Source organism: Elusimicrobiota bacterium (assembly GCA_016721625.1).
Classification (GTDB): domain Bacteria; phylum Elusimicrobiota; class Elusimicrobia; order FEN-1173; family FEN-1173; genus JADKHR01.
In genome coordinates this window covers 1,424,247-1,449,688 of record JADKHR010000001.1, presented here as the reverse complement: position 1 = coordinate 1,449,688, position 25,442 = coordinate 1,424,247, and the positions used below count along the sequence as shown (strand labels likewise).

General features: G+C 59.7%; 34 protein-coding genes and 1 tRNA gene. 21 read left to right on the top strand and 14 right to left on the bottom strand.

What is annotated here, in order from left to right; all coding sequences use genetic code 11:
- Positions 1–23 precede the first annotated feature (23 nt).
- The 10 genes from IPP35_06270 to IPP35_06225 all read right to left on the bottom strand — a co-directional run bounded on the left by IPP35_06270 (position 24) and on the right by IPP35_06225 (position 5,795).
- Positions 24–605: a porin family protein gene (locus tag IPP35_06270; GenBank protein ID MBL0058703.1), complete on the bottom strand. Its 582-nt coding sequence runs from the start codon at positions 603–605 to the stop codon at positions 24–26.
- A gap of 160 nt (positions 606–765) precedes the next feature.
- Positions 766–1,683 (bottom strand): DUF1207 domain-containing protein, encoded by a 918-nt coding sequence (locus tag IPP35_06265; GenBank protein ID MBL0058702.1) that lies wholly within the window; start codon positions 1,681–1,683, stop codon positions 766–768.
- A gap of 98 nt (positions 1,684–1,781) precedes the next feature.
- Positions 1,782–2,117 (bottom strand): hypothetical protein, encoded by a 336-nt coding sequence (locus IPP35_06260; GenBank protein MBL0058701.1) that lies wholly within the window; start codon positions 2,115–2,117, stop codon positions 1,782–1,784.
- A 75-nt stretch (positions 2,118–2,192) separates the two neighbouring features.
- Positions 2,193–2,396, bottom strand: coding sequence for a DUF3185 family protein (locus IPP35_06255; protein MBL0058700.1), 204 nt, complete (start codon positions 2,394–2,396; stop codon positions 2,193–2,195).
- A gap of 82 nt (positions 2,397–2,478) precedes the next feature.
- Entirely contained in the window at positions 2,479–3,198 is a 720-nt protein-coding gene (locus tag IPP35_06250) for a response regulator (protein MBL0058699.1), read from the bottom strand.
- Positions 3,195–4,715 (bottom strand): PAS domain S-box protein, encoded by a 1,521-nt coding sequence (locus tag IPP35_06245; protein MBL0058698.1) that lies wholly within the window; start codon positions 4,713–4,715, stop codon positions 3,195–3,197. The genes IPP35_06250 and IPP35_06245 overlap by 4 nt, the downstream gene beginning before the upstream one ends.
- Before the next feature lie 25 nt (positions 4,716–4,740).
- On the bottom strand, positions 4,741–4,908 hold the full coding sequence (locus IPP35_06240; GenBank protein ID MBL0058697.1) for a DUF3309 family protein: 168 nt from the start codon (positions 4,906–4,908) through the stop codon (positions 4,741–4,743).
- Between the two features lie 63 nt (positions 4,909–4,971).
- Positions 4,972–5,346: an RNA polymerase sigma factor gene (locus IPP35_06235; GenBank protein MBL0058696.1), complete on the bottom strand. Its 375-nt coding sequence runs from the start codon at positions 5,344–5,346 to the stop codon at positions 4,972–4,974.
- 21 nt (positions 5,347–5,367) lie between these two features.
- Positions 5,368–5,589 carry a hypothetical protein gene (locus IPP35_06230; GenBank protein ID MBL0058695.1) on the bottom strand — a complete coding sequence of 74 codons (222 nt, stop codon included), beginning with the start codon at positions 5,587–5,589 and terminating at the stop codon, positions 5,368–5,370.
- Positions 5,590–5,642: 53 nt separating this feature from the next.
- Entirely contained in the window at positions 5,643–5,795 is a 153-nt protein-coding gene (locus IPP35_06225; protein MBL0058694.1) for a lmo0937 family membrane protein, read from the bottom strand.
- A 173-nt stretch (positions 5,796–5,968) separates the two neighbouring features.
- Here IPP35_06225 and IPP35_06220 point away from each other — a divergent pair, with 173 nt between their 5' ends.
- From IPP35_06220 to IPP35_06210, 3 genes are read left to right on the top strand one after another with little or no spacing between them, the layout of a single operon-like run.
- Positions 5,969–6,457 carry a hypothetical protein gene (locus IPP35_06220; protein MBL0058693.1) on the top strand — a complete coding sequence of 163 codons (489 nt, stop codon included), beginning with the start codon at positions 5,969–5,971 and terminating at the stop codon, positions 6,455–6,457.
- A 54-nt stretch (positions 6,458–6,511) separates the two neighbouring features.
- Positions 6,512–7,078 (top strand): DNA starvation/stationary phase protection protein, encoded by a 567-nt coding sequence (locus IPP35_06215; protein MBL0058692.1) that lies wholly within the window; start codon positions 6,512–6,514, stop codon positions 7,076–7,078.
- A gap of 21 nt (positions 7,079–7,099) precedes the next feature.
- Entirely contained in the window at positions 7,100–7,255 is a 156-nt protein-coding gene (locus IPP35_06210) for a lmo0937 family membrane protein (protein ID MBL0058691.1), read from the top strand.
- Between the two features lie 51 nt (positions 7,256–7,306).
- Here IPP35_06210 and IPP35_06205 read toward each other — a convergent pair whose 3' ends face one another.
- Positions 7,307–8,353 carry a fatty acid desaturase gene (locus IPP35_06205; protein ID MBL0058690.1) on the bottom strand — a complete coding sequence of 349 codons (1,047 nt, stop codon included), beginning with the start codon at positions 8,351–8,353 and terminating at the stop codon, positions 7,307–7,309.
- A 211-nt stretch (positions 8,354–8,564) separates the two neighbouring features.
- Here IPP35_06205 and IPP35_06200 point away from each other — a divergent pair, with 211 nt between their 5' ends.
- Positions 8,565–8,951, top strand: a complete 387-nt coding sequence (locus IPP35_06200) for a DUF2784 family protein (GenBank protein MBL0058689.1) — start codon at positions 8,565–8,567, stop codon at positions 8,949–8,951.
- Positions 8,952–8,983: 32 nt separating this feature from the next.
- Here IPP35_06200 and IPP35_06195 read toward each other — a convergent pair whose 3' ends face one another.
- From IPP35_06195 to IPP35_06185, 3 genes are all read right to left on the bottom strand, one after another.
- On the bottom strand, positions 8,984–9,535 hold the full coding sequence (locus IPP35_06195) for a hypothetical protein (protein MBL0058688.1): 552 nt from the start codon (positions 9,533–9,535) through the stop codon (positions 8,984–8,986).
- A gap of 101 nt (positions 9,536–9,636) precedes the next feature.
- Positions 9,637–10,506 (bottom strand): DUF3108 domain-containing protein, encoded by an 870-nt coding sequence (locus IPP35_06190; GenBank protein MBL0058687.1) that lies wholly within the window; start codon positions 10,504–10,506, stop codon positions 9,637–9,639.
- Entirely contained in the window at positions 10,503–11,741 is a 1,239-nt protein-coding gene (locus IPP35_06185) for an ATP-binding protein (GenBank protein MBL0058686.1), read from the bottom strand. Before IPP35_06185 ends, IPP35_06190 begins: the two co-directional genes overlap by 4 nt.
- A gap of 199 nt (positions 11,742–11,940) precedes the next feature.
- Between IPP35_06185 and IPP35_06180 the strand changes: the two genes are divergently transcribed.
- The 17 genes from IPP35_06180 to IPP35_06100 all read left to right on the top strand — a co-directional run bounded on the left by IPP35_06180 (position 11,941) and on the right by IPP35_06100 (position 25,424).
- Positions 11,941–12,372 (top strand): hydrogenase maturation protease, encoded by a 432-nt coding sequence (locus IPP35_06180; protein ID MBL0058685.1) that lies wholly within the window; start codon positions 11,941–11,943, stop codon positions 12,370–12,372.
- A complete protein-coding gene (locus IPP35_06175) occupies positions 12,365–12,739 on the top strand; it encodes a hydrogenase maturation nickel metallochaperone HypA (protein ID MBL0058684.1) in 375 nt (124 codons plus the stop codon). The genes IPP35_06180 and IPP35_06175 overlap by 8 nt, the downstream gene beginning before the upstream one ends.
- Positions 12,675–14,990 (top strand): carbamoyltransferase HypF, encoded by a 2,316-nt coding sequence (hypF, locus tag IPP35_06170; protein MBL0058683.1) that lies wholly within the window; start codon positions 12,675–12,677, stop codon positions 14,988–14,990. Before IPP35_06175 ends, hypF begins: the two co-directional genes overlap by 65 nt.
- On the top strand, positions 14,981–15,205 hold the full coding sequence (locus IPP35_06165; protein MBL0058682.1) for a HypC/HybG/HupF family hydrogenase formation chaperone: 225 nt from the start codon (positions 14,981–14,983) through the stop codon (positions 15,203–15,205). Before hypF ends, IPP35_06165 begins: the two co-directional genes overlap by 10 nt.
- A 561-nt stretch (positions 15,206–15,766) precedes the next feature.
- Positions 15,767–16,864, top strand: coding sequence for a hydrogenase formation protein HypD (gene hypD / locus IPP35_06160; GenBank protein ID MBL0058681.1), 1,098 nt, complete (start codon positions 15,767–15,769; stop codon positions 16,862–16,864).
- Positions 16,861–17,889 carry a hydrogenase expression/formation protein HypE gene (hypE, locus tag IPP35_06155; protein MBL0058680.1) on the top strand — a complete coding sequence of 343 codons (1,029 nt, stop codon included), beginning with the start codon at positions 16,861–16,863 and terminating at the stop codon, positions 17,887–17,889. The genes hypD and hypE overlap by 4 nt, the downstream gene beginning before the upstream one ends.
- Before the next feature lie 8 nt (positions 17,890–17,897).
- Positions 17,898–18,821 carry a universal stress protein gene (locus tag IPP35_06150; protein MBL0058679.1) on the top strand — a complete coding sequence of 308 codons (924 nt, stop codon included), beginning with the start codon at positions 17,898–17,900 and terminating at the stop codon, positions 18,819–18,821.
- A gap of 184 nt (positions 18,822–19,005) precedes the next feature.
- Positions 19,006–19,167 carry a YHS domain-containing protein gene (locus IPP35_06145; GenBank protein ID MBL0058678.1) on the top strand — a complete coding sequence of 54 codons (162 nt, stop codon included), beginning with the start codon at positions 19,006–19,008 and terminating at the stop codon, positions 19,165–19,167.
- 2 nt (positions 19,168–19,169) lie between these two features.
- Positions 19,170–19,862, top strand: a complete 693-nt coding sequence (locus IPP35_06140) for a dienelactone hydrolase family protein (GenBank protein ID MBL0058677.1) — start codon at positions 19,170–19,172, stop codon at positions 19,860–19,862.
- 228 nt (positions 19,863–20,090) lie between these two features.
- Positions 20,091–20,162 (top strand) — tRNA-Thr (locus IPP35_06135).
- 26 nt (positions 20,163–20,188) lie between these two features.
- Positions 20,189–21,805 (top strand): HEAT repeat domain-containing protein, encoded by a 1,617-nt coding sequence (locus IPP35_06130; protein ID MBL0058676.1) that lies wholly within the window; start codon positions 20,189–20,191, stop codon positions 21,803–21,805.
- Positions 21,802–22,458 (top strand): MotA/TolQ/ExbB proton channel family protein, encoded by a 657-nt coding sequence (locus tag IPP35_06125; protein ID MBL0058675.1) that lies wholly within the window; start codon positions 21,802–21,804, stop codon positions 22,456–22,458. Before IPP35_06130 ends, IPP35_06125 begins: the two co-directional genes overlap by 4 nt.
- A gap of 1 nt (position 22,459) precedes the next feature.
- The gene (locus IPP35_06120) at positions 22,460–22,876 is read left to right on the top strand and encodes a biopolymer transporter ExbD (protein ID MBL0058674.1); all 417 of its coding nucleotides are present in this window, start codon (positions 22,460–22,462) and stop codon (positions 22,874–22,876) included.
- A 10-nt stretch (positions 22,877–22,886) separates the two neighbouring features.
- Positions 22,887–23,636 carry an energy transducer TonB gene (locus tag IPP35_06115; protein ID MBL0058673.1) on the top strand — a complete coding sequence of 250 codons (750 nt, stop codon included), beginning with the start codon at positions 22,887–22,889 and terminating at the stop codon, positions 23,634–23,636.
- 36 nt (positions 23,637–23,672) lie between these two features.
- The gene (locus IPP35_06110; protein MBL0058672.1) at positions 23,673–23,975 is read left to right on the top strand and encodes a hypothetical protein; all 303 of its coding nucleotides are present in this window, start codon (positions 23,673–23,675) and stop codon (positions 23,973–23,975) included.
- The gene (locus IPP35_06105) at positions 23,975–24,784 is read left to right on the top strand and encodes a ParA family protein (protein ID MBL0058671.1); all 810 of its coding nucleotides are present in this window, start codon (positions 23,975–23,977) and stop codon (positions 24,782–24,784) included. The genes IPP35_06110 and IPP35_06105 overlap by 1 nt, the downstream gene beginning before the upstream one ends.
- Positions 24,785–24,794: 10 nt before the next feature.
- Positions 24,795–25,424, top strand: coding sequence for a ParB/RepB/Spo0J family partition protein (locus IPP35_06100; protein MBL0058670.1), 630 nt, complete (start codon positions 24,795–24,797; stop codon positions 25,422–25,424).
- Positions 25,425–25,442 lie beyond the last annotated feature (18 nt).

Here is a 25,442-nt window from a genome sequence, read left to right as displayed (position 1 = left end):
GCGTTCTGGATGCGCAGGTTAGGTTAGAAGAGAAGGTTCAAGGCAACGGTGAGCATGTAGCCTCGATCGCTGTACGTTTTGTCGATGGCGCTGGCGCTTTTCGATTTCACGTCTTCCAGCCAAATGTAACGGTAGCTTCCGTCCAGGGAGAGCGATTCGTTCAGCTTTGCCTCCAGACCGCCTCCGGCGTGCAGACCAAACCGATTCTCGGTATTCGTTTCAACCGACGGTCCTGACACACGTGTGAAATACCATCCGGTTCCACCCAACAGATACGGGCTTACCGGAGAGTGGGGAACGAGGTAGGCCAATAAGGAGGCCTGAACCGGATAAGTTTTGACGCTGACGTCGTTGGCGTATTTGTCTTTCCGGTAATCGATGGATCCTTCCAATCCCAAAACCGGTGTCAAATGAGCCCGGGCTTGGACGCCGGCGGAATAACTTCCGTTGTCGGCATCTTTCGGTTTAAAATAACTCCCCCGGGGCCCTATGGAAAATCCTTGGTCACCGACACCGACCTCTTCCGCTGAAACAATAAAGGGCAACGCCAAACAAATCGTTGCCGCCGCCAACAAGCTTTTTGCCCTGCCGGGATTCCAATTCATGGTGAGACTCCTTTAATTTAAAGAACTCACTTGTTGTAGGTTTGGGGTTGTAAATAGACGACAACCGCGGCCATCAATAAGAGAGGCATGGACTTTTCACAGTGGATAAGACACGGAGTCGGCGTTGAAGGTAACAAAAGGCCAAGGAGCGGATGATGGTTCAGAAGCCCACATAAACACCCGCGCCCCAATACCGGATTTTTTCATCAAAGAATTGGCCGTAGGGGGAATAACCGTCGTAGAACTCTGCCAAGAGACGGATATGGCGGTCCCGCAAGGCCGGTTTTCCCATCTCAAGGCCCGCTTTGACGCTGAAGTTATATTCCGCCGAATGCTGTTGTTTCCACGTGATGTCCAGGCCAGCCACGGGTCGAAAGAACGCGGGGGAATCTCCCCCGCGCAATTCGGCCCCCCAATGAATGTTCCACGGCTTCAGGTCGGCGGGGTCCCGGGAAGTCAAATATTCTCCCCCGGCGTATATCCGAAAAAGGGAATTTTCCAAAGCCAAGACTTCCTCGATTGCTTCGTAGCTGTAGTTCAAACGCGGAATAGGATTATTGAGAAGAAGTTCATCGCCCAAATGGGAACTTTGGTGGTAATATTGGAGGCGTCCCGTAAAATCGTGCCATCGATGGGTGGCGGCCAATCCGAAGGTGAAATCCGTATTGATGAGGTCCTTGGAGGGGGTGCTCCAGTTGAATTGGGAGAATACGCCGGCCAAAAAACCCAGTTGGGCTTGGAATGATTTTCCATCCCACCGCACCAAGCCTAAACTTTCTCCGAATCCAACGGACCACGCCGTGAAAGTTTGGGCGGGGGTTTTGACGCTCAAGAGGCTCATGAAGAATTGCCGCTCTTTCGGGTCCGCCAGCAAAGGACGGAACACGTCGTTGGAAGGGAAAAACCGGAGACCGCCGTCTGCTTTTGAAACTTCGACGTCCGGGACGAGGTCACTTTCAGCAGAGACGCTCACAGCCATGCCCCACATCATCAGGGAACCCAAAACAAAAAGCCGGCCAGTCAGGGAGCGGTGCTGTTTATGGGTTCGTGAACCGAAAACTTTTTTTGATGGGTCCATCGTCGTTGCCTCCGAATATAAAACGGCCCGAGCCCGAGGCGTCTTCCTTCTGAGAGCTTTCAGACGCCGCGGAATCGAGCCGTTGGTAAACCGCCGCGCTATTCGCTCAGGCGGCTGATGGAACTTTTGACGCTGGAGAGGGCTTGGCGAAGTTGGTCCCAACTGCCTTGGGCGTTATGAACCCAATGCCGAACCTTTTTTTCCGCGTCGCTTTGGGTCGGAGTCATGATGCGGGCCACCACCGCCCCCACGGCCGCGCCGGCGACGACGGCCAGACTGAGGGAGAGCGCCGGATACTTTTTCATCCAGTTAACGGCGCTGTCCAGGTTTTGTTTGAACTCTTGTTTGATTGGTTCCGAGTTTCGGGAAACGCGAGCTCGGAGATCTTCCCCCAACGTCTCAATCGATTCTTTAACGTCTGCACTTCGATCCATCATGGGACTCCTTAAGTTTCAATGAAACCCTTCCCCCATGAGACGGTTTTAGGGGCCCAAAGGTTACATGATGGTTCAATTCTTCGATCTCGCGACAAGCCCGGAAATCCCCACAACGGAGCAAATCGCCCCGGTGATGAGAAACCAGACTGTTTTGTCCGTTGGCGCGCCGGTGAAGAAACGCGATAGGTCGGACCCTAAGGATTCGGACGCATGGACCCCGTAACCCAGCAACACGATTCCGATGACCAGAAAAACAACCGATAAGACCCTATTCATGAATTCCCTCCCTTTGAAAGATCGGACAACACATGCTTCGACCCTTCGCCGGCGATGGAGGTAACAGGTCTGGCTTGAATAATCAGGATTTGACGAGAATCAAGTGGCCGTCCGGCTCACCGTCCTCGCTGGGGAGCGGAGATTTCGTGAAGACCACGGGAACGGCGATTCCAGCTTTCGTCCGAAGAAGACCGGGGCGTTCCGAACAGGAGTCTCCTTCCCGGGTGGTGGTGGAATCCCCTTTTTCCTGGGAGAGAAGGGTGGACAAGGGTTTTCCAATCAGGGCGTCCGGCGTCCAGCCCGAAAGCTTTTCGGCTCCCTTGTTTAAAAATAAGATTCGACCGGTTCGGTCCGTGGCGATGAGATTGCCCGGAAGGTGGCGGAGAGCGCGGGCGTGCCAATCGTCCATTTCGCCCACCACCTTTTCCATCATGTGCCGATGGAGGGCCAACTCGATCACGGCTTGGAGGGACCGTGTTTCAAAGGGTTTCAGGATATAACCGAACGGCATCGTTACTTTTGCCCGGTCCAGAGTGGCGCTATCCGCGTAAGCGGTCAGGAAACTCACGGGCAGGTTGTATTCGGCGTAGAGGCGCTCCGCCACTTCGATTCCGTCCTGGGGTCCTTGGATCCGAATGTCCATCAAAACAAGGTCTGGCCGCTGAAGCTCCACGTTTCGGATGGCTTCTTCACCGCTGGCCGCGATCCCGGTGACGACGTAGCCCGTTTTCATTAAAAATCTTTTCAGGTCTTCCGCCACGATGCGCTCGTCTTCCACAATCAGAATCTTTGTCCCTTTCATAACGTCCCTCCCTCTATTGGCGATCGTTTTGCAGGATCTATAAAAGCGATGGTAAACCGCGCGCCCCCCTTGCTCTGAACGGAGATACGACCCCGCAACTGCTCCGTCAAGATGTGGACCAACCGGAGACCCAAGGATTCGGTGGATTCGAAATCAATGTCATGGTTCAACCCCACCCCGTCGTCGGCGACCGTGAGTTCGAACGCATTTCCCGACAACACCCGGAATTGCACGAAGATGGTTCCCTCCCGCCCTCCGGGATAGGCGTATTTTAAGGCGTTGGACACCAACTCCGTCACGATGAGACCGCAGGGGATGGCGATGTCCAGGCTCAGGGGAACCTTGGCCACGTCGAGCCTCAGCTTGATTTTGTCCATTTGAACGCTGTAAGTTCGGAGCAGATTGTCGGTCAGTTTCCCGACATAATCTGAAAAATCCATGCGGGCCAGGTCCGGCGATTGGTAGAGACATTCGTGAATAATGGCCATGGACCGTACCCGGTTCTGGCTTTCCAAGAAAATGGCCAGGAGCGCCGGGTCTTGGATGTTCTCAGATTGGAGGCGGAGAAGACTGGAGATCATCTGGAGGTTATTTTTCACGCGGTGGTGGATTTCCTTCAACAGGGCTTCTTTTTCCCGAAGCGACGCGGTGAGGGTGTCCTGGCTTTGTTTTCGGCGAGTGATATCCCGGATGACTTGGGAAAATCCCAACACGACCTTTTTTTGGTTTGAAAATGGAGTCGTCACGATTTCAGCCCAGAAGAGAGAACCATTTTTTCGCGTCCGCCATCCTTCCTCTTCAAAAAAGTTCTGAAGTTTTGCTTCTTTAAAGGTGTTTTGCATCTTCCCATCTTCCCGTTCTTCCCGGGAGAAAAGGCACGAAACGGGTTCTCCCATGACTTCCTCCGGTCTGTATCCGAAAATACGTTCAGCGCCCGCGTTCCAGGTGATGACGTGGCCCACCGGGTCTAAAAGCAAAACCGCGTGGTCCTTGAGGCTGTTGACGAGGATGCTGTATCGGTCCTCGCTTTCCTTTAGCGAGGTCTCAATTCGCCGACCGATCACCACCGCGCTCCGAAACGAAAGGTAGACGATCGTGATAAAAGACAGGAGAAGAACGAAAAATGAGGAAAGCGTTAGTTTCGCGTTCCCATTGGAGGCAACGTTCAAAACATCAAAAACCAGTACCGCCGCGGCGGCGACCGGGAGGAATTGCCGAAGGACCACCGCGCGCACCGATGAGCCCGCCAGGAAGCGAAGGGGGAAATGCCGAGGCCCCAACCGCCACAGGACCACGAGCCCGATGGAAATGAAGCTCAGGAAAAACACGAAATGAGCGGTTTCCCAGCCGCCGCGGAAAACGGACAGGGGGGTTCTATGTAAAGAAGAGAAGACAAAAACCGCGCTTATGATAATCGACAGTAGAACCAGGGCTCCGACGGCGTCACCGCCCCATTGGCGCCGCCTCCAGCGGGCTTCGTCGCGGGGCGACCTTCTGTTGGACAGAGAAGGCGTCATATCTCTCCCATCAACAAACGAGACATCAGAGGTGTTTTGTGATTTTCAAAACGAGGAATAAAGAAAGGACGACGATGATCCTCCCGCTGATGGTGTAGTCCCAGGTGAGGCTGTACGGCCAAAGAGGGAGGAACGCGACCATGTAGGTCAACAAGATTCCCACAATCCATAGGTTCGACTGTCGTTCGCTCACGAAGTTCTCCTTTTCGGTCACCCGGTGGGACACGCCTTTCACCTGGAAGGTTACAGTGGGTTCTCAAAGGAAACTCCCGGGCGCAGAAGGGGAGGCGGCACCGGAAGGGCCCACGAAAGCGGCGTGAACGTGTTTGCGCGCGCGGTGGAGATAGACTTTGACCGTTCCGAGCGGTTTCCCCAGTTTCTGGGTGATTTCCTTCAGGGGGAAATGTTGGTAATAGTGAAGAATAAAAATCGACCGAAAGGGTTCCGAAAGACCTTCCACGGCCCATCGGAGCTTGTCGGAATCCCTCCCTTGGGCCACGATTTCTTCCAGGGCGCGTCCTTTTTCGGGGAGTTCCCTGCGGTTGGCCCCTTCTTCCGAACCGGCGTCCAGGGAAACCATATGTCGCTTTCCTCTCCGGCGGATTTGGTTTCGGACGCGGTTCAGCGCGATGGTGTAAAGCCAAGTGGAGAGTTAGGCCTCGCCGCGGAACCGATGCAGGTGGACATGAACGCTCATAAAAACTTCCTGCAAAACATCCTCGGCTTCTTCCCTCTGGCCCAGAATACGACAGGCCATTTCCAGCAACGGGGGGCGGTGTCTTTTAACGAGGAGGGCGAAGGCCTCCTCATCGCCCGCCAGGGTGGCGATGATCAGGTCACCGTCCGGGCGGGGAGCGCCGTCCTCAATGGCCAAACGCGGCTCCTTTCGTCATTCTCCCCATCATATATTAATGGCGCCGCCAAAAACTATTTATGACCTCGCTTCCCCTGAAGAAAACGCACGACAACGACGATGACGGCCAAAATCAGCAACAAGTGGATGTAGCCGCCCATGGTGTGCGCGCTCACCAAGCCCAGAATCCACAAAATCAACAAAACAACCGCGATAACCTCAAACATAACGTCCTCCCTTTTATAGGTTAGAGCCTCCACCGGGCCAAAGGTTACATTCGGCGAGGGCTTGCGGTAAACGGGGCCAGGAGTGTAACCCCTGGCCCAATCAGGGGGTCTCACCCCTATCGCTGTGGGTGGTGTAGGTTTGCCCATACGTTCTATCTAGAGGAGACATTCAAATGCATTCAAACATGACCAAACGAACGGCCTGGCTCGTCTTGCTTTTTGGGATGGCCGGAGCGGCTTGGGGTGCTGGTTCCCAACCGGGCGCGCCGAGGGATTTCGGCGTCGGCGCTATTATCGGCGACCCAACGGGTCTGACCGCCAAATACTGGATCACGGGCAAGCGTGCGGTCGATATGGCCCTGGCTTGGGAATTGTCCGGGAGCGATGACCGGGTGGAGATCCACGCGGACCATCTCTGGCATTTTGACCTGAACGTCGACTCGATGCAGGGCCGCCTGCCCCTCTATGCGGGGTTGGGAGGTCGGATTCTCACCGGCCATGACGCCCAGGTGGGTGTTCGGATTCCTTTCGGGATTTGTTACTTGTTCCCCCGGATCCCGATCGAGTTGTTTGCCGAAATCACGCCTTTGTTGGACTTCACGCCGGATTCCGACACCAGCGTCAACGGCGGCGTCGGCGTGCGCTTCTACTTCAAAGGATAAAAGGAGAATTCGATGATTGAAAATAAAGTGAAAGTGAACGGGTCGGAGGCGGCCATGGATCGCGCGCATCCTATCACGGGCTTGAACGCGCGGGAGACTCAGCCCTTCGGCACCATCGTCAAATTGCCCATCGCTCTCGGGGAAAAGGCCTGCGCGGCCAGCGTGGAGAATCTAAATCAACTCCTGGCCGACACGATGACCCTGCGGGATCTTTACAAGAAACATCATTGGCAAGTGTCCGGCCCCACGTTCAACTTGCTCCACCTGTTGTTTGATAAGCACTTCCAAGAACAAAGCGCCTTGGTGGATGCGGTGGCCGAACGGATTCAGACGCTGGGGGGCGTCGGAATCGCCATGGCGGCGGATGTAGCGGAAACCACCATCGTTCCGCGTCCTCCACGGGGCCGCGAAGGGGTCCCCGCCCAATTGGCGAGGCTTCTCCATGCCCATGAAATCGTGTTGGAGGAAGCGCGAGCCATGGCGCGCAAAGCCGGCGAGGACGGAGATGAAGGGACGAACGATCTTTTGGTGAGCGATATCATCCGGACCAATGAACTTCAGGTCTGGTTCGCTTCCCAACACTTGGTTCAAGAGCCGGTGCAGGGAAGCAAAATTAAATAAGAGCAGGCAAAGGAGAACCAAATGCTTTGGACATTCGCAGTGGTTTTGATGGTTTTGTGGTTACTTGGGTTTGTCAGCTCTTACACTATGGGAGGATTTATCCACATCCTACTGGTGGTCGCCGTGGTTTTGGTCCTCGTTCGCCTCATTCAGGGGCGGCCTATCGTAAAAGGATAAAAGGGGACGACCCTGGGTACGTAAGATGGCGAAGGGCGATGGAAGAGTGGTTCAGGCGCTGGTGGCGGAAAGGGCCCGGAAGGAAATCAGTTTTTTCTTTTCCTCGTCCCAGAGGGCCAGAGAAATGCATTTGAGACTGCTCCAAATCGTCAGGCGCGTGACGTTTTGGAATTCGGGGTTTTCGTCGTAACACTTCTGTAGCCCGTAGTTGGGAATGCGGCTGTTGTAGTGATGGATGTGGTGGAGCCCGATGCTTCCGGTGAACCACTGAAGAATTTTCGGCAGAACGTAGTAGGAGCTTCCCTTCACGGAGGCGTCGAAGTAATCCCATTCGTTGTCCCGCCGCCAATAGGTGTCGGGATACTGGTGTTGAATATAGAACAGCCAGGCGCCGGCGGTGCAGGCCAGGTAAGTGATAGGAAGCTGAACCAGCAAGAAGTTTCGCAGTCCGATGGTGGACCAAGCCAAGAGGAAGACCCCCAGAAGGGCCAAGTTCGTGAGGTGGACGCTTCTCCACTCGCGTTTCCAGGATTTCGGGATGTTGTAGGGATATCGGTGTTTGATGATGAATTGGAAAAATGGGCCCACCACGAACATGGTTAAAGGATGGCGATAGGCCCGGTATTTGAATTTGCCCCAAGCGGATAGGCCCTGGTATTCCTTCACGGTCAAGGTGTCGATGTCGCCCATCCCGCGTTTATCCAAATTGCCGGAGGTGGCATGATGGATGGCGTGGGTTTTTTGCCAGTATTGGTAAGGGGATAAGGTCAAAACGCCGATCCAGAACCCAACGAAATCGTTGCCCTTCTTCGAGTTGAAATAAGAGCCGTGTCCCGCGTCGTGCTGGAAGATGAACAGGCGTATGACAAACAAGGCCGTGGGAACCGACAGGAGCAAGGTCAGCCAATAGGAGTAGGACAGGCTTTTATAGGTGGCATACCACATGAGCCCGAAGGGGACGATGGTGTTGAGCAATTGAAACAAGCTTTTCTTTGTGTCGGCCTTGGCGTAGGACAAGAGCTTCGACACCTTGGGAAGTGCGTCGACTTGGGAATAATTAAAATCGAGTTTCGGTGCGAATTCGATGGGGACGGCCATAAGATCCTTTATTCGGGAAAGTTAAGGAGCAACGGTGGGTTCCTGTTTCACTGTTTAATAAACCCATTATAGCTGAGAAAGTTCTCCCGTGCCAGGGCTCGGCAGGGACTTTTTCCCAGCGCCGACGCGAGATCTAATTCCGTGGGCGAATATCTGTCTTTAAATTTATAGTACGATTTCAAATCATGGTTAAAAGACCCCTTTCTCTTTAATGTTTTGGAAGATTTCGGCGGATGTGGTGGCGTTGGTTCACGCGGCGTGCGTGGTGGTGATGATTTTTGGGCCGTTGTGGGGATGGCGAAAACCGTTTTGGCGGGGGGTGCATTTGGCCCTATTATTCGTCACCGCCGTCGCCTGGTCCTTTTATTGCCCGCTTTCCGTTTTTGAGAACGTTTTAAGGTGCCGTTACGATCCCAGTGTGGGCTACGATCGGGGGTTTTTGGAACATTTGAAACCGATCATCGATCTTCGCCGCCATGGGTCCCTCATCGCTTGGGTGGTACGGGGATGGCTGGTCCTTTGGGCGATCATTTATGGGATTTTGTGGGCGAGGGAAGATAAAAGAAAATCGGGTTCCGCTTCCATCCCCCCGCACTGACCCCCCGATCCTTTCTCCGCCGGCGGCGGGAACTATTCGTCGTCGGGTCGGGTCTCGTCGGGGTGAAGGTTAAATCGGTTGTTCGTTGAACGGTTAATGAAGTCGAGGACCGTTTCTTCATGTTCCGGGGCCAACCCGGAAAAATCCATCCAAACCTGCCGGCCGTCTTTTGATTTCAACACCAACGCCTCCATGTCCGGTTTTGATTTCGGTTCGGGGTAAACGGCTGTTTCGATCTCGGCCCAGTCCATCTTTGCCTTCCCGTTGGGGCTTTTGACATACACTCCGTTTTCCCCTAAATTCCAGGCGATCATGGTTTCGGGTTCTTTGGCGAAATAAAGAAGAAGGCCGCAGAGGATGGAAAGGACCGGCGCCCCCAGGCCATACACTTTAGGACTCCAGTGGATGTGAAGGTGGCGATCGGCGAAACGCGCGATGGCGCGGCGGAAAAGGAAAAGGAAAGGCAGGAGGACCAAGAGCGCCAAAGCAATGTATTTGATTTCAACGGGAAGGGTCAGCCCCATCCATTCAACCAGGATGGAGCCCGCCTGTTCGGTCAGCGTGTATTCCATGGCCGGGTTCACGGAAACCATCCTATCATAGCGGAGGGCCACTTTAAAACCATGGGCCGTTGCTCAAATCTCGGCATGTGGGTTCGTTGCTTCCAAAACACGATTTGGATTTGTTATTTGGCGTCCGTTGTCCCTGGGATGAAGTCGCTCATTCGGGCGGTGAAGGAGCCCACGGCGATTTTGGATTTGAGGAGGACGGGCAACCGGCGGAGGTCGGTGGTGAGCCAGACCTCCAAACTCCAATCGGATTTCGCCTCGCCGACGATCGCGGGGATGAGATGGTAACACTCGAAAGATCCCGCGGGGACTTTGATCTTTTCCACGCCCTTGACCCGAATTCGCGCCACATGGGCGTTGCCGCCCAGGTGCAGGGGAACGTCGTAGGATTTGCCCGCCTCAAGCGGAAGGGTCCGGAGGTAGTAGACCAGGGACACGCTGTCCTGGATAAAGGGGTCCACGGCGATATCGTTGGTCCCGTGATGCTTTTTCGTTTTGTAAGTGTAAGCCAGCCGTCCTTGGGCGGGGTCCACCCGCGTTTCGCTTTTCCGCTCGTAGGAACCTTCCTTTAAGTCCTCGACCAGTTTCAAGGAAGAGAGACTTTGTGCGTCCATCCAACTGTCCCGCCGTTCGCGGACTTTCAAAACGGCGCTGAAGGTCTTGTTGGACTGGGCTTCGGAGACGATGTGGAAGGCTTTCCGCCCGCCCATGTCCTCCACGCCTATAATTTCCTGGGAGGCCGCGCCCCCGGCCAGGGCGCCGTATTTGACGGTGTAGACAATGCGCTCTCCGGCACCGAACGCCGCCTGCAAAATGGACCGCCAGGCAAACGTTTCCTCCCCTGAGACCCTGGCCGTCGAAAGAAAGAAAACCGAAAAAAACCAGAGAACGGGTGTGAAGAGTTTTCTCCCCGAGAGGGCGCTGTCCGGATGGGGCTTTTCCCCGCGAGCGTTCGTCCCTATTGGTTTCTTGGGTGTATAGTTCATGGGAAGGCCGAAAGGAATACGGGGGCGGAGACGACGGCGAACTGTTTTTCGATTCGCCGGATCCCGGATCGGCGGACCACTTGGACGAAGGGAACCCCGAGGGATTGGGACAAGTTCTGGAGGAAACGGCTGGGTTCGGTGTCGCTTAATTTGCACTCCACCAACAGGGCGGGTTGGCCATTGAGGGCGATGAGGAAATCGACCTCGCGCCCGTCTAGCATTTTCACGTAAAGGAGCTCCGCTTTCCCGAGCCCGCGGTCCTCCCAGCTGAGGCAGGCCCGCAAAAGGGTGCCGGCGACCAGGTTCTCAAAGCGATTGGCCTCCTCGGAGGCGTAGACCCAGTTGACGAAATAGAATTTTTTCTCTTTGCGAAGCGTGCGCGCAAGGCGTTTGCTCCAGGGGGGAATGGAAAAAAGCACCCAGAGTTTTTCCAGTTGCATCAGATAGTTCTTGATGGTGGGGAACGTGGTTTCCAATAGCGGCACTAAGGCATTGATGGACAACGGGCTCCCGATCCTTTCCGGCAGAAGGTCCATAAGCCTTTCAACCGTCTCGATCGTTTTGATGTGGGCCAGGTCGCGCAAATCCTCGCGTAAAATTAAAGAAAGGTAATCGGTTTTCCATTTTCGCAAAAACCGTTCGGACCCCCTGGTGAGGGGTTCCGGGAAACCCCCAAATTGGAAAAGCGTTTCAAAAAGGGATCCCGCTTCTTTCTGTTCCAGGGAAAGCAGAGAGAGGAGAGAGCGCCAGGGATCCTTCCATTCCCGTTCGTTTGACAACCATAAATGATTGACATCGGAGCGCAATAACTCGGACAAAGACGCGGGCAATAGGTGAAAATGCGAATAACGTCCGACCAAGGAATCCCCTGATTTCCGAAACCATTCCAGCCGAGCGCTCCCCGTGACTAAAAGACGGATCGAAGGGTCCAGCGAGTCGTAAATCCCTTTCAAAATATCTTTCCAATGGGGTCTTTTGTGAATTTCGTCAAAAATGACGAGAGCGGGTTTTGATGAGGATGGGGTTGGGAGGAAGAAAAACGGGTCCGAAGCGTAACTCCGGCGCACTGTGGGATGATCCCAGTTGTGATAACTTCCCGCAAATCGGTCTCCGATCAAGTTCCGGGCGTAGGTCGTCTTCCCCACCTGGCGGGGGCCGGAAAGGAAAACCATTTTCCGAGCGATGATTTCCTCATCCCAGAGGTATTGGTCAATCTGGCGTTCTTTCAGCAACATGATAATATTATACGTCGCTTTAATTTTATTGTCAATAATATTATGGCCCACTATAATTTTAAGCTGGTTTCTTTACGTCGCATTTCTACCCGCCCGCCTTCAGAAAAGCGACAATAGGGAGGATGAGGAATCGCCCGATGGTAGACCTTCTGTTAATGAGACACCTTTCCCACCTTTTTGTTCCTGCCCGGGGGCGCGGATGACGACGCTCGTGATCGCCTGCGGCAACACGCTCCGGGGGGACGACCAGGCAGGGTGGCGGGTGGCGGATTTTGTGGAAAAGGCCCGGCCGGCGGGAGTGGAAGTCCGTCGGGTTCACCAACTGACTCCGGAACTGGCCGAAAGTTTGGCCGGGGCGGATCGGACCATCCTCGTGGATGCCTCAGAAGGGAGCCGTTCCTCCTTTAAGCGCGTCCGGGCTCGGGCGGGAGCGGCGCTCACCCATTACCTCGACGCGGAAACCTTGGCGGGATTGGCCGAACGGCTTTACGGAACGTCCCCGGAGGTGTATCTTTTAACGGTTCCGGGCGATTCCTTCGACCTTTCGGAGGGCCTGTCCGCGGCGGCGGCGCGGCGGGCGGAGCGAGCGGCCCGCCGACTTATCACCTTCTTGGAGACGTCCCATGCATGAGCGGCCCTTTACGCAGAAAATCGTCGAGTCTATTTTGAACACCTTGAAGGATTATCCCGCCGGACACGTCACCGCCGCGCGGGTGAGCGTGGGGGAAATTTATCACCTGGTTCCCGACAGCGTTCAGGCCCATTTCGAAAGTTTGGCCGCGGGAACGTCCCTGGCGGGGGCGCGGCTTCAGTTGGAGGAGATTCCGCTCAAAATCCGATGCAAGGATTGCGGGACGACGGGCGGGGTGGAAGACCATCACGCGCCCTTCTGTGTCCAATGCGGTTCCTTTTCCGTGGAGAACGTGGCCGGCCATGAAATCCGGGTGGAAAGCGTGGCGCTCAAGGTGCCGGAGGCGGCGGTTGACAACCCTCGCTGACTCTCGCGCCCGACTGCGCCTGGAAATCGAGGGGGCGGTTCAGGGGGTGGGGTTTCGTCCCTACGCTTTTCGTCTGGCCGAGGCCTTGGGCCTGGCCGGTCGGGTTCGAAACACCCGGCGCGGCGCCGCGGTGGAAATTGAGGGGCCTCCCGATATTTTAGAGGAATACGTCCGCCGTCTTTGGGCCGCGCCTCCCCCCGTCCGTGTTCTTGGCATCCACCAGCGGGATTTGGTCCCGCTGGGACGTTCCGGTTTTACCATCGCGGCCACCGCTCAAGATGGGCCCAGGGAAGCCCCGCCCCCCGCGGACCTGGCGCTTTGTCTGGACTGCCGGCGGGAACTCTTCGATCCCACGAACCGCCGTTACCGTTATCCGTTCACCGCCTGTTCCCATTGCGGGCCCCGGTTTTCCATTGTCGAGGCGGTTCCCTACGACCGGGAACGGACGACCCTGCGCGGGTTTCCCCTCTGCCCTTCCTGTCGGGAGGAGTATGAAGACCCGGGGGACCGGCGGTTTCACGCCCAAGCGACAGGGTGCCCGGACTGCGGGCCCCGGGCGGAACTTTGGTCTTCCGATGGCGCGGCGTTGTCCCGCGGGGAAGAAGCGCTCGGCGCGGCGGTCCGGGCGATCCGGGACGGGAAAATTGTGGCGGTGAAAGGCTTGGGTGGATTCCATCTTTTAACCGACGCGCGTCGGGCGGAGTCCGTGGGGGAACTTCGCCGGCGGAAGGCGCGGGAAGAAAAGCCCTTCGCCGTGATGTTCCCCGACCGCTGGGCCTTGGCGGGGGCCTGCGAACTCTCCGAAGCGGAGGCCGGGCTCTGGGCTTCTCCGGAAGGGCCCATCGTCCTTCTTCGCCGCCGGAACGGGTCCCCCATCGCCGAGAACGTGGCGCCGGGGAACCCCGAACTGGGCGCCCTCTCGCCCACGACGCCGCTCCACGCGCTTTTGCTTTCGGACCTCAAATTCCCCGTGGTGGCCACCAGCGGCAACCGCACCGATGAACCGATTTGCACGGACGAGCGCGAGGCCCTTGGACGCTTGGCCGGGATCGCGGATTTCTTTCTGGTACACAACCGGCCCATCGTGCGGCCGGTGGAGGATTCCCTGGCACGGGTCGTGGGGGGGGGAACGATCCTTATTCGCCGGGCGCGGGGCTACGCCCCGGGGCCCATGCCTCTTGCGGGGGCCGGGGGGGCGGTGTTGGCGTTGGGCGGGCACATGAAAAACACCGTGGCCCTGGCGGACGGCCGGCGCGTGGTGCTGGGACCCCACGGCGGGGATCTGGACACGCCCCAGGCGGTGGACGCGTTCCATCGAGCCGTTGAGGACCTGCCCCGTCTGCACGGGGTTCGCCCCGCGCGGTGGGCCGCCGATTTTCATCCCGATTACGCCTCCACGCGGTTCGCCCGTGAACGATCGGAACCGGTCCTCGGCGTTCAACACCATCACGCCCACTTCGCCGCCTGTTTGGCGGAGCACAGCCTGGACGGTCCGGCCCTCGGGGTGGTTTGGGACGGGTCCGGGTGGGGGGAGGACGGGACGGTGTGGGGCGGTGAATTTTTGGCGGGCGGCCGCGCCGCCGTCCGGCGGTTCGCCCATTTCCGAACCTTTCCGCTTCCGGGCGGCGAGTCGGCCGTCCGGGATGCCCGACGAAGTGCCTTGGGGCTTCTGTTCGAAATGCGCGGGAAAGACGCTCTGGAGAATCTGGAATGGTTTTCGGAGAACGAAAGGCGCGTTCTGTTTCGTTCCCTGGAGCGCGGGATCGGGTGTCCGCGCACATCGAGCGCGGGGCGGATGTTCGACGCGGTGAGCGCTTTGCTCGGGGTCAAAACCATCAGCGCTTTCGAAGGCCAGGCCGCCATGGCTTTGGAACATGTCGCGGAAGAGGACGGCGGGGTTTACCCTTTCGCTCTTCAAGAAGGGCCCTCTCTCGTTGTCGATTGGGCTCCGCTATTGGAGGCTCTCTTAGAAGAGAAAAGGGGGAGTGTTTCCGTTGGGCGGATTTCCGCGCGGTTCCATAACACGTTGGTGGATGTGATCGCGGCGGTGGCCCGCCGCGCGGGGGAGAAGCGGGTGGCGCTTTCCGGCGGGTGTTTCCAAAACGCGCGGCTTCTTTCGGGCGCGGCGAAACGTTTGTCGGTGGAAGGATTCGAGGTCCTCTTTCATCGAAAGGTTCCCACGAACGACGGCGGGTTGTCGTTGGGGCAAGCCGCGGTGGTTTTAGCGGGGGGAGGCGTGTCATGTGTTTAGCGGTGCCGGGCCGGGTGTTGGAGGTGACGGGGGAGGATCTGGCCCGAGAGGCCAAGGTGGATTTCGGCGGGGTTTTCCGCCGGGTCAGTTTAGCGGCGCTTCCAGAGGCGGGGATTAACGATTTTGTGCTCGTGCACGCGGGATTCGCCATCGCCCGAGTGGACGAAGCTGAGGCCCGTCGAACCCTGGCGGAGTTGGCGGAGATGGGGGAATGATAGTGTCTTCTCTATATTCTGCATGTGGGAATCGATCGTTTCTTGTCGGTCCATCCTTTGCCAAAACCCAGTTTCTATTTCTTTCTGGTGTTCCAGGGGGTTCCACCCCCTGGACCCTGGCCAGGCGCACCGCCCTGGACCCGCCCCCCTTTCTTTTGGACACGCAAAAGAAAGGGGGGAAAGAAAACGTGCCCCGACCGGCACCGTCTTACAGTTCATCACCATGGTCGGTGCCGTCCCGACTTCGGATATCCATGTCGAACGGGACGGCTTCCGCGCGCCGTTTTGACGGGCGGCCCTCAAGTGGCCCGGCAGAATCGCCGGGCCCGGTCTCTGTCGGCTTCGCCGCCAAAACGAGACCGGCTCGGCTCAACCCCTTCGGGGCCAGGGCTCGCGCCGACGCGAGCCCGTGCCAAACGTCGCGGCCTATTCGCCGCGACGGCACCCTATCGCCGGCACAACGGGCCGCACCGCAACCGTCAAAACGTCGTGCTCAAAACGCCTCATGGGGAATCGAATCAAACGCAACTTCAAAATTCTTTGCAAATTCTGGAGAAAACCCTGAAATATTTAGATGAGTTTCGGGATCCCGCCGCCGCGCGGCGCGTGGCTGAGGAAATTCGGCGGGCGGTGACGCGGCCGTGGACCTTGATGGAAGTGTGCGGGGGACAGACCCACAGCATCGTCAAAAATGGGTTGGATTCCCTGTGGCCTTCGGAGATCACCCTGGCCCACGGGCCGGGGTGCCCCGTCTGCGTGACGCCGGCGGAAGCGGTGGACAAAGCCGTGGCCCTGGCGGAGAAACCGGAGGTGATCTTGACCTCTTTCGGGGACATGATCCGGGTGCCGGGGTCCGGGGGAGACCTGGCCTCTGCGCGGGCCCGTGGGGCGGACGTGCGCGTGGTCTACGGCCCGTTGGACGCCTTGGCGTTGGCGCGGCGAGAACCGGACAAAATCGTGGTCTTTTTCGCCGTGGGGTTTGAGACCACGGCCCCGGCCGTGGCCCTGGCCGTGCTCCGGGCCCGGACGGAAAATCTTCGAAACTTCGCCCTCCTGGCCCGCCACGTCATCGTGCCGCCGGCCTTGGAGGCCATTGTTTCCTCCCCTGGAAACCGGGTCCAAGGTTTTTTGGCCGCCGGCCATGTGTGCACCATCATGGGGGAGGCGGCCTACCGGGATTTCGTGGCCCGGCACAAAATTCCCGTGGTGATCACGGGGTTTGAGCCCGTCGATATCCTGCGCGGGGTGTTGGCCTTGGTCCGTCAGCTGGAGACGGGGCGGGCGGAGGTGGAAAACGAATACGCCCGGGTGGTCCGGCGGGAGGGCAACCGGCCCGCCCAGCATTTGCTGGAGGAAGTATTTCAATGCACGGACCGGCCCTGGCGGGGGTTCGGAACCATTCCCATGAGCGGGCTTGAGATCCGCCCCGCCTTCGCCCCCTGGGACGCCGAACAGCGGTTTGATCTTTCCGGCGTCGGCGCGGTGGAGGAATCCGGCGAATGCCGCGCGGGGGACGTGCTCCGCGGGCTCCTCAAACCCGCTCAGTGCCCCGCCTTCGGTTCGGCCTGCACTCCGGAGCGGCCCCTGGGGGCCCCCATGGTGTCTTCGGAAGGGGCCTGCGCGGCCTACTATCGCTACCGCCCGGTGGAGGTCCGATGAAACTTCAATGCCCGGTTCCCGTTATCGACGGGGAAAGAATTCTTTTGGCCCACGGGGGCGGGGGGCAGAAAAGCTGGGATTTGATCGATAAAATTTTTCTTCCGGCCTTCGGGGATTCCGCCTTGACGGAGCGCGTCGACGCGGCCGTTCTTCCGGGGGCCGACCGGGTGGTGTTGACCACCGATGCTTTCGTTGTGCGCCCGCTCTTTTTTCCGGGCGGGGACATCGGACGCCTGGCGGTTTTCGGCGCCGCCAACGATCTCTCCATGGCGGGCGCTCGGCCCGTTTATTTGACCGTGGCCTTCATTTTGGAGGAGGGGCTTCCGTTGGAAACCTTGCGGCGAGTGGTGGCGTCCATGGCCGCGGCGGCCAAAGAAGTGGGGATCCGCATTGTCGCGGGGGACACCAAGGTCGTGGGGCGGGGCCAGGCGGACGGGCTCTACATCGCTTCTTCGGGTGTCGGATTCCTCCAAACCGCGCAGTCGCCTTCCCCCGCCCGGGTGAAACCGGGCGATGTTGTTCTTTTGTCGGGGGATTTGGGGCGGCACGGCGTGGCCGTGATGGCGGCTCGGGAAGGTTTGGATTTTGAGACGGTCGTGGAGTCCGACGGCGCGAACCTTTGGCCCGCCGTGGAGGCACTGCTGGCCTCCGGCGTCCAGGTCCACGCGCTTCGGGACCTGACCCGGGGCGGACTCACCAGCGCGGTGAACGAAATCGCACGTTCTTCGGGCACTTCGGTCCGATTGGTGGAATCGGCCATTCCCGTTTCACCTCCCGTTCGCGCCGCCTGCGAGGTGTTGGGGTTGGATGTTTTGGCGGTCGCCAACGAAGGGCGGTTCGTGGCCTTTGTACCCGAGAAGGAGGCGGAGCGGGCCCTGGCATCCCTTCGACCCTGGACGCCGGAGGCCCGTATCGTGGGACAGGTTCTGGCCGGTCCCCCGGGCCGGGTCACGATCACCCCCCCCTTGGGCGGAGAGCGTTTATTGGATATGCTTTCAGGCGAGTTGTTGCCCCGTATCTGTTAGGAGGATCGATGAAAGTTTTGATCGCGTACGACGGTTCGAAATCCGCGAAGGCGGTGCTGACGGACGTGGCGCGGGCCGGCCTTCCTCCCGAAGGGGAGGCGGTGGTTTTTTCAGTGGCCGACATCTGGCCCCCATCGGAATCGGCTCCGGACCCTCGGTTGGTGCGGGCGGTCCCCTCTCTGGCCCGGGCCCATGCTCGGGCGAAAAAAATCTTGGCCGCCGCCGGTGAATCCGCCCGTCGCGGGGCCGCCGCCGTTCAGGCGTCCCTGCCGGGCTGGCGCGTGAGGGCCGAGTCGGCGGCCGATTCTCCCGCTTGGGCGATTTTCAAGAAAGCCCGGGACCTGAAGGCGGATTTGGTGGTGGTCGGTTCCCAAGGACGGTCGGTCTTGGCGCGCTGGACCTTGGGCAGTGTTTCGCAAAAAGTGCTGATGGAATGCCCGGCGTCGGTCCGCGTGTCCCGGCCGCCCCAAAGGACCGGGGGTCCCCTGCGCATCCTGCTCGCGGTGGACGGGTCGCAGGACGCGGAAACGGCGGTGGATCGGGTTTTGAAACGGACCTGGCCCGCGGGCACTTTGGTGCGGGTCATGGCCGTGGCCGACGACCGTTTGTCGGGATCGGTTCTTAAGGTTCCGGCGCTGGCCCGCTGGGCGCGGCCCACGGACACCGACCCCCGGGCGTGGCTCGGCCGTCTGGTGGAATCCGTGGAGAATCGTTTATCGCAAAAGGGACTGGCCGCTTCCGGCCGGGTCCGGCCAGGCGACCCGAAAAAAGTTCTTTTGGATAAGGCTGTCCGCTGGCGGGCGGATATGGTGTTCCTGGGCGCCCGCGGCCTGACGAGGTGGGAACGGACGTTCCTGGGAAGCGTCTCGACGTCGCTCGCCGTTCACGCCCCCTGCTCGGTCGAAGTCGTCCGACGGTTCCCCGGCGTGTAAGACCTGATCCTCCTCATGGGTGAATATGCCCCGAATCATTGGTGGGGAGTCGGAATTGTGGTAGCGTAACGGCAGTTGTCAACGGGAAAACGGTTTTCTGGCTTGGGCCTTTGTCTTCTGAACCGCATGGCGTTTGGAGGAAAAATGGTGAAAATACCGACGGAAATAGGGCGGGAGGGGTAGCATGGAGACCGATCCCGTCTGCGGCGTGGCCGTGGACCGTATGGATGCCTTTCAGGAAGAATACGGCGGAGACGTGTATTTCTTCTGTTCACGGGCCTGTCTGGAATCTTTCGAGCGCCAGCCGGAACGGTTTGCGGGCGTGGCTCCGTTGGAGAAATCGTGACCATCCTCAGCCACCACACCGCCGAGCGCCCTGTCAAAATCGTCCTGAGCGAGGTGGCGCTCCTGGGCGACCTTTTCCTTCCCGATGCCCCCACGGGGTTGGTCCTTTTCGTTCACGGTTCGGGAAGCGGCCGCCACAGCCCGCGCCACCGGAAAGTGTCCGAGGCGCTGACGGACGCTGGGGTCGCCGCGCTCCTGTTCGATTTGCTCACCCCCTCGGAATCGGTAGAAGACCGGTGGCGGGGCCATTTAAGTTTTGATATTCCCTTCCTGGCCGCGCGGCTGATGGGTGTTCTGGATTGGGCGGTCCAATCCCCTGTGACCGGGAACCTTGGGATCGGTCTCTTCGGCGCCAGCACGGGCGCGGCGGCGGCTCTTCGAACCGCGGCGGAACGGCCCCTGGAAGTTCAAGCCGTGGTCAGCCGGGGCGGTCGGCCGGATCTCGCGGGGGACTGCCTCTCTCGGGTGATCGCCCCCACGCTCTTGATCGTCGGGGAAAAGGACGTTTCGGTCATCGAAAAAAACCGTCAAGCGGCGCCCCACTTGGCGGGAGAGAACGCCCTTCATATCGTCCCCGGCGCCACGCATCTTTTCCCCGAACCAGGGGCCCTGGAAGAAGTGGGTCGCGCCGCCGCCGATTGGTTTTCCAGGTATCTCCAGCGGAACCGCCCGTCTTCCGTTTCTTCATCGCGATAACCTTCTCAATTTAAAAGTGATGTATTATTTTGCTCAGGGACGGGTGCGCCCCGGGCCATGGCGCCGCCCTCGCGCGCGACGCCTGCCGTTGCAACGGTTCGTAGGATGGTTCAGGCGTGAGGGGTGGTCATTTTTAGAAACAAATAAGGAAAAGGAATACAGGTGGCGCCGCCCTCGCGCGGAGCGCGAGGACAGGCGCGAATGGGCCCAGAGGGCCCGGTCATTCGCGCCGAGGTAGCTCAATGATAGAGCACCCGCCTTGTAAGCGGGAGGTTGTGGGTTTGAGTCCCATCCTCGGCTATTTTTGGAAAGTGGGGAGGTGTCTGATGCAGGGAAAACGAATCGCGGGGTTTGGGTTTTGGGTTTCGGTTCTGCTTTCGGCGTGCGGGGGCGCGGCGGAGTCTCGGCCGCCTCGGTTGTCGCCGGAGGAGAACCGCGCGGGCATGAACCAGCGGGCGGAGGCGGCGACGGTGCCGAAACTGGTCCAACTGGTGGACGACCGGCGGCTCCTCACCTTGACCCCGGACGATTTCCGGGAGACGGCGCTCAAGGACATCGTCGCTCTGACGACTCCCGAGGGCTATCGCCTCAAGTATCGGTTTTTGGAAATCGGTGTTCCCGTGGCCCAGGCCCTTTCCCTTTCCAACGACCGACAGCTCCAGGGCCGGTTGGTGGAGGTGGCGCGTTTCCAGTCCGGGCGCCGCGCCCGGGCGGAGAGCCTTTTGGTTCTGGCCGCCCAAAAGAGGCCGGAACACCTCAAGTTTTTCAAAGAAGCCCTTCTAGACCGCGACGTGGCGATCCAGTTCGCCGCGGTGGAGGCCCTGGAGGCGTGGAACCTTCCCGAGGCCTTGCCGCTTCTTCTGGACGCCTCGCAACACAGTTGGTCCCCGTTGATTCGTGTGTTTTCGGCGCGGGCCTGCGTTCGGTTGGGCGCTCCCGAGGGGAAGGCCCGGTTGATTGGGTTCCTTTCGGACACGGACTGGCTGATGCGGTCCATGGCGGCCCGTTATCTGGGCGACCTGGGAACGGCGGAAGACGCCGACCTGATCCTAGGGCGTATCGGGCGCGAGCGGGACAACCATTTCGCCCTGGCGGAACTCTGCATCGCCGGGTTGAAACTTTGGGGCCGCCGGAACGCCGCGCCGGCGAACCCGGTCCCCCCGGCGCCGATCCGCTCGGCCAATCGGCCTCCGGCCAAGGTGGGCAGTCTCTTTGAATTGGAACCCCTGGTCGTGACGGCCCCTCGGGCCCGGGTGTCCGGCTCCCAGCTCGTGCCGCCCCAGATCGACGCCGAACTCGTTGGTCTCTTGGAAAAAATCGCCACGGAAAGGCCCCCGGAAGTCGTTGTTTTGGATCCTTCCCTGAACGAAGTGATCAAGTTGGTCACCCCCCAGGGGTTCGGTTTGTATGTCCGCTACACCGACATCAGTTTCCTTCTGACGGAAGGTCTGGCCGGGACAAGCAACCTGACCCTGGTGAACCGCCTGGAGAACATCGCCCGCTCGAGTCCCAATCAGCCGGTGCGGGGATCGGCCTTCGTCGCCTTGGGCCACGACAACACCCGCGTGGACTTGAGCCTATTTGAAACGTCGCTCCGGGACCCCAGTCTCCAAGTGAGGTTCGGGGTGGTGGAAGGGCTGGCGGCCCAACGGAATCCGATGGTTCGCGGGATACTGGCGGGGGTGGCCCAGACCGACACGTCTCTGGTGCTTCGGCTCTTCGCGGCCCAAGAGTTGGGCCGTCGCGGGGACGCCCAGGGTGTGGACATCTTGCGCCGTTATCTGAACGACCCGGACTGGGTGATCCGCGCCCTCGCCACTTACGGTCTCGGCCAACTGGGGGACGACGCGGATTTTGAGCGGATGCTGATCAATCTCGATCGGGAAACGGAGGATCACGTGGTCGCGGAAAACTGTTTGGCTGTTTTGCGGATGTCTCGATGAACGGGTCCTCGGCGCTCCAGGCGCTGGTCGGGACCGGCGGCGGGTGGGTCATCGATCTCTTGCTCTTGGCTTCGGTTCTCACGGTGGCGGTCATCGTTGAGCGCTTCGTCGTCCAACGGAGGGAACGCCGGGCTTTTCTCGTGTTCAAAGAGAAAACCGCGATGTCCTTGAACCAAGGGAACGTGGCCCAGGCGGCCACGTCCGTGGCGCAAGCGGAGGGGGTGGCCGCGGCCATCCTGCGGGCGGGCCTGGACCGGCCCGAAGCGGGCGCCGCGGCGGTGGAGGAGCGGCTGGCCGCGGCGCGGATCGAAGGGAAATACTTTTTGGAACGACGCCTCTGGGTGTTGGGAACCCTGGGAAACAACGCCCCCTTTGTGGGGTTGTTCGGCACCGTGCTGGGCGTGATCAAGGCCTTTGGCGACCTGGCGGGTTCCGCCACGGCGGGGCCCGAGGTGGTGATGCAGGGCCTTTCGGAGGCGTTGATCGCCACGGCGGTGGGGCTCCTGGTGGCTATTCCGGCCGTCATGGCCTATAACTATCTCATGAAACGTTCGGGTGAGCTTTTGGCCGAGACGGACGCCCTTTCCCGTCGGCTCCTGGCGGCGCTCAAGGAAGTCGGTCCTTCCCTCCTTCACGGGCCGGAACGCAAATAGGGTGGGCGCTTCCGAGGAAAAAACCGAGGGGTTGATCACCGGCATCAACGTGACGCCTCTGGTGGACGTGGTGCTGGTGCTCCTGATCATTTTCATGGCCACGGCGCCTCTGATCGCCCGCCGGGCGTTGACCGTTTCCGTGCCCCGGGCCGCCACGGGGGAGAAGGCCTCCTCTTCGCTTCAAGTCACCCTCACGGCGGATCGCAAAATCCTCTTGGAAAAATCCTCTTTTACCTTGGTCAGTTTGTCGCAGGAGTTAAAGATTCGCCAGAAGCTGGAACCGGACCTCCGGCTCACCTTGGCCGCGGAGGAAGGGCTTCCCTACGGCGCGGTGGTGGAACTCTTGGATACCATCCGCGCCGCCGGTGTCAAACGGGTGGCGCTCGAGGTTCGGCCCAAGGCGCCGTCTTCTCGATAGCGAGGCGCTCATGGACATGTTTCGCCGGGTCCCACCGTTCCAAATGGGCCTGGCCCTTTCGGTTCTGATCCACGGCGGGTTGTATTGGGCTCTGGTTCACCGGCCGGAGGGGTTGGATTTCACGCCTTCCTGGGCGCGGCCCGATGCCATTGAAGTCGACCTCACTCGTCCCTACCGACTGACCACCGACCCGCGGAAAGCCATGAAATCCAATAACCCCGGCACCGGGGCGCCCCGGGTGGAGAAACCGACGCCCGGTCCCACCAAGGCGGGGGGGGGGATCGCCACCCGGGGGGTGGAATGGACACTTCCGACAGCCAACACCAAAACGTTGGTGAACCCCACGGACCTCAGTAACCCTCTGTCAAAGTCCACGGCTCCCTCCACGGGAACCGGTGAGGTGATGGGGGAAAGCCAGGGGCCGGGCGGCCTCGGCACGGGGGGGGAAGGGGAGGTGGACTGGGTGTACTTGACGGAAAGGCCCCGCCTTTTGAACCGGGAGGAGCTGATTAAAAATCTTCGCCGTTTCTATCCCGAACAGGAACGCCTGGCCGGGCGGGAAGGCCATGTGGTGGCCTTTGTCCATCTCAATCGAAACGGCGAGGTATCGAACGTCGACATCGGCGCCTCGGCCGGCGCTCTTTTCGACGCGGCTGCGAAAAAGGTTTTATCTCTCGCCCGCTTTTCACCGGCCCGCGCCGGGGACCGCGTGGTGGCCGTGAAGTTCAGCCAACCGATCGATTTCGTCCTGGAAGAATAGTCCCCTCCCCGACTGTGGTATAATGCGGGCGATCCCATGCGCTCCTCCGCCTTCGATGTGACGTGTCCCCACTGCCACGCGGCCTTGACCATCAGCCCCGAGGCGAGGGCGGTGGTCGGCCATAAGGAAGCGGTTAAACCCAAGCCCGTGGAAGACATGGACGAAGCGGTTCATTTGCTCCAGCAGGACCCGCAACGGCGGGAGAGCCTTTTCCAGCAATCCATCGAGTCGGAAAAATCCAAGACCGACCGTTTGAAAAAGTCTTTTGAAGACCTCCTTCGCCGGGCGAAAGACGATCCCGAGGGAAAGCCCCCGATCCGCGATATGGACCTGGACTGATGGCCCGCGTTATTTCCATCGCCAACCAGAAGGGCGGCGTGGGGAAGACCACCACCGCCATCAACCTGGCCGCGTCCCTGGCGCATTTGGGGCAAGAAACCCTTTTGATCGACATCGATCCCCAGGCGAACTTGACGTCGGGTTTGGGTATCCAACGGGACGGGCTCGTCAAGCACATCCACCACGTCCTCCTGGAAGGCGCTCCGCTGGAGGACATTTTAAAGGAGAGCGGGGTGGAATGGTTGGACGTGGCGCCCTCTCACATGGACCTCTACGGCGCCGAATTGGAACTGGTCAACGGGGAGAATCGGGAAGGCCGCTTGCGCGCCGCCCTGAAGAAGTTTCACAAAGTGTATAAATACATTTTCATCGACTGCCCGCCCGCGCTCAATTTGCTGACCGTGAACGCCCTGGCCGCCTCGGACGCCGTGCTGATCCCCATGCCCTGCGAATACTACGCCTTGGAGGGGCTCTCCATGCTCGTCCACACCATCGACCGGGTGCGGGCCGGATTGAACCCCCGCTTGGAACTGGAGGGCGTGCTGGTGACCATGTTCGACGGTCGATCGAACCTGTCCCAGCAGGTCTACGCCGAAATCAAGAAATTTTTTGGCACGAAACTTTACGGCACCGCCATCCCGCGGAACGTGCGGCTGGCCGAGGCCCCGAGCCACGGGTTGCCTGCCCTGGTCTACGACCGGCATTCCACGGGCGCCGGGGCCTATCTCACTTTAGCCAAGGAATTCTTGGAACGGCGCGGCGAAATGCCGCACGTCCCCCTCGAAGAGCCCCAGGCGACCCCGGTTTAAGGAGAAACGAATGGCCCACAAAGCGCTGGGACGTGGCTTGGAAGCCTTGCTGAAACCCGTCATGGGGAACAACGCTCCGGCGGAAAGTTCCATCTCCAAGATTTCCATCGACAAAATCCGCCCCAACCGGTACCAGCCCCGCACCCGGTTCTCGCCGGACTCGCTTCAAGAATTGGCCGACTCGATCAAGATCCACGGCCTGGCCCAACCGCTCCTGGTGGCCCCCTCGGCGGTGCCCGGCGAATTCGAGTTGGTGGCCGGGGAACGGCGTCTCAGGGCCTCCCGCATGGCGGGGTTGGTGGACGTGCCCTGCGTGGTGCGGACCGTCACCGAGCGGGAACGCCACGAGCTTTCGCTGGTGGAAAACCTCCAGCGCGAGGACCTGAACCCCATCGAAGAAGCCGAATCGGTTCGGCGGTTGATGGAAGAGGCCGGCCTGACCCAGGAGGAAGCCGCCCGCCGGCTCGGCAAAAGCCGTTCGGCCGTGGCCAATAAACTCCGCCTGTTGGAACTCCCGCAGATGCTTCGGAACGCCCTCATGGAGGACCTCCTGAGCGAAGGCCACGCCCGGGCCCTCCTGGGCCTCGCGGACCGGGCCGGGCAGGAGGAACTGGGCAAACGCGTGGTGCAGGAAAACTGACCGTTCGGGAGGTGGAGC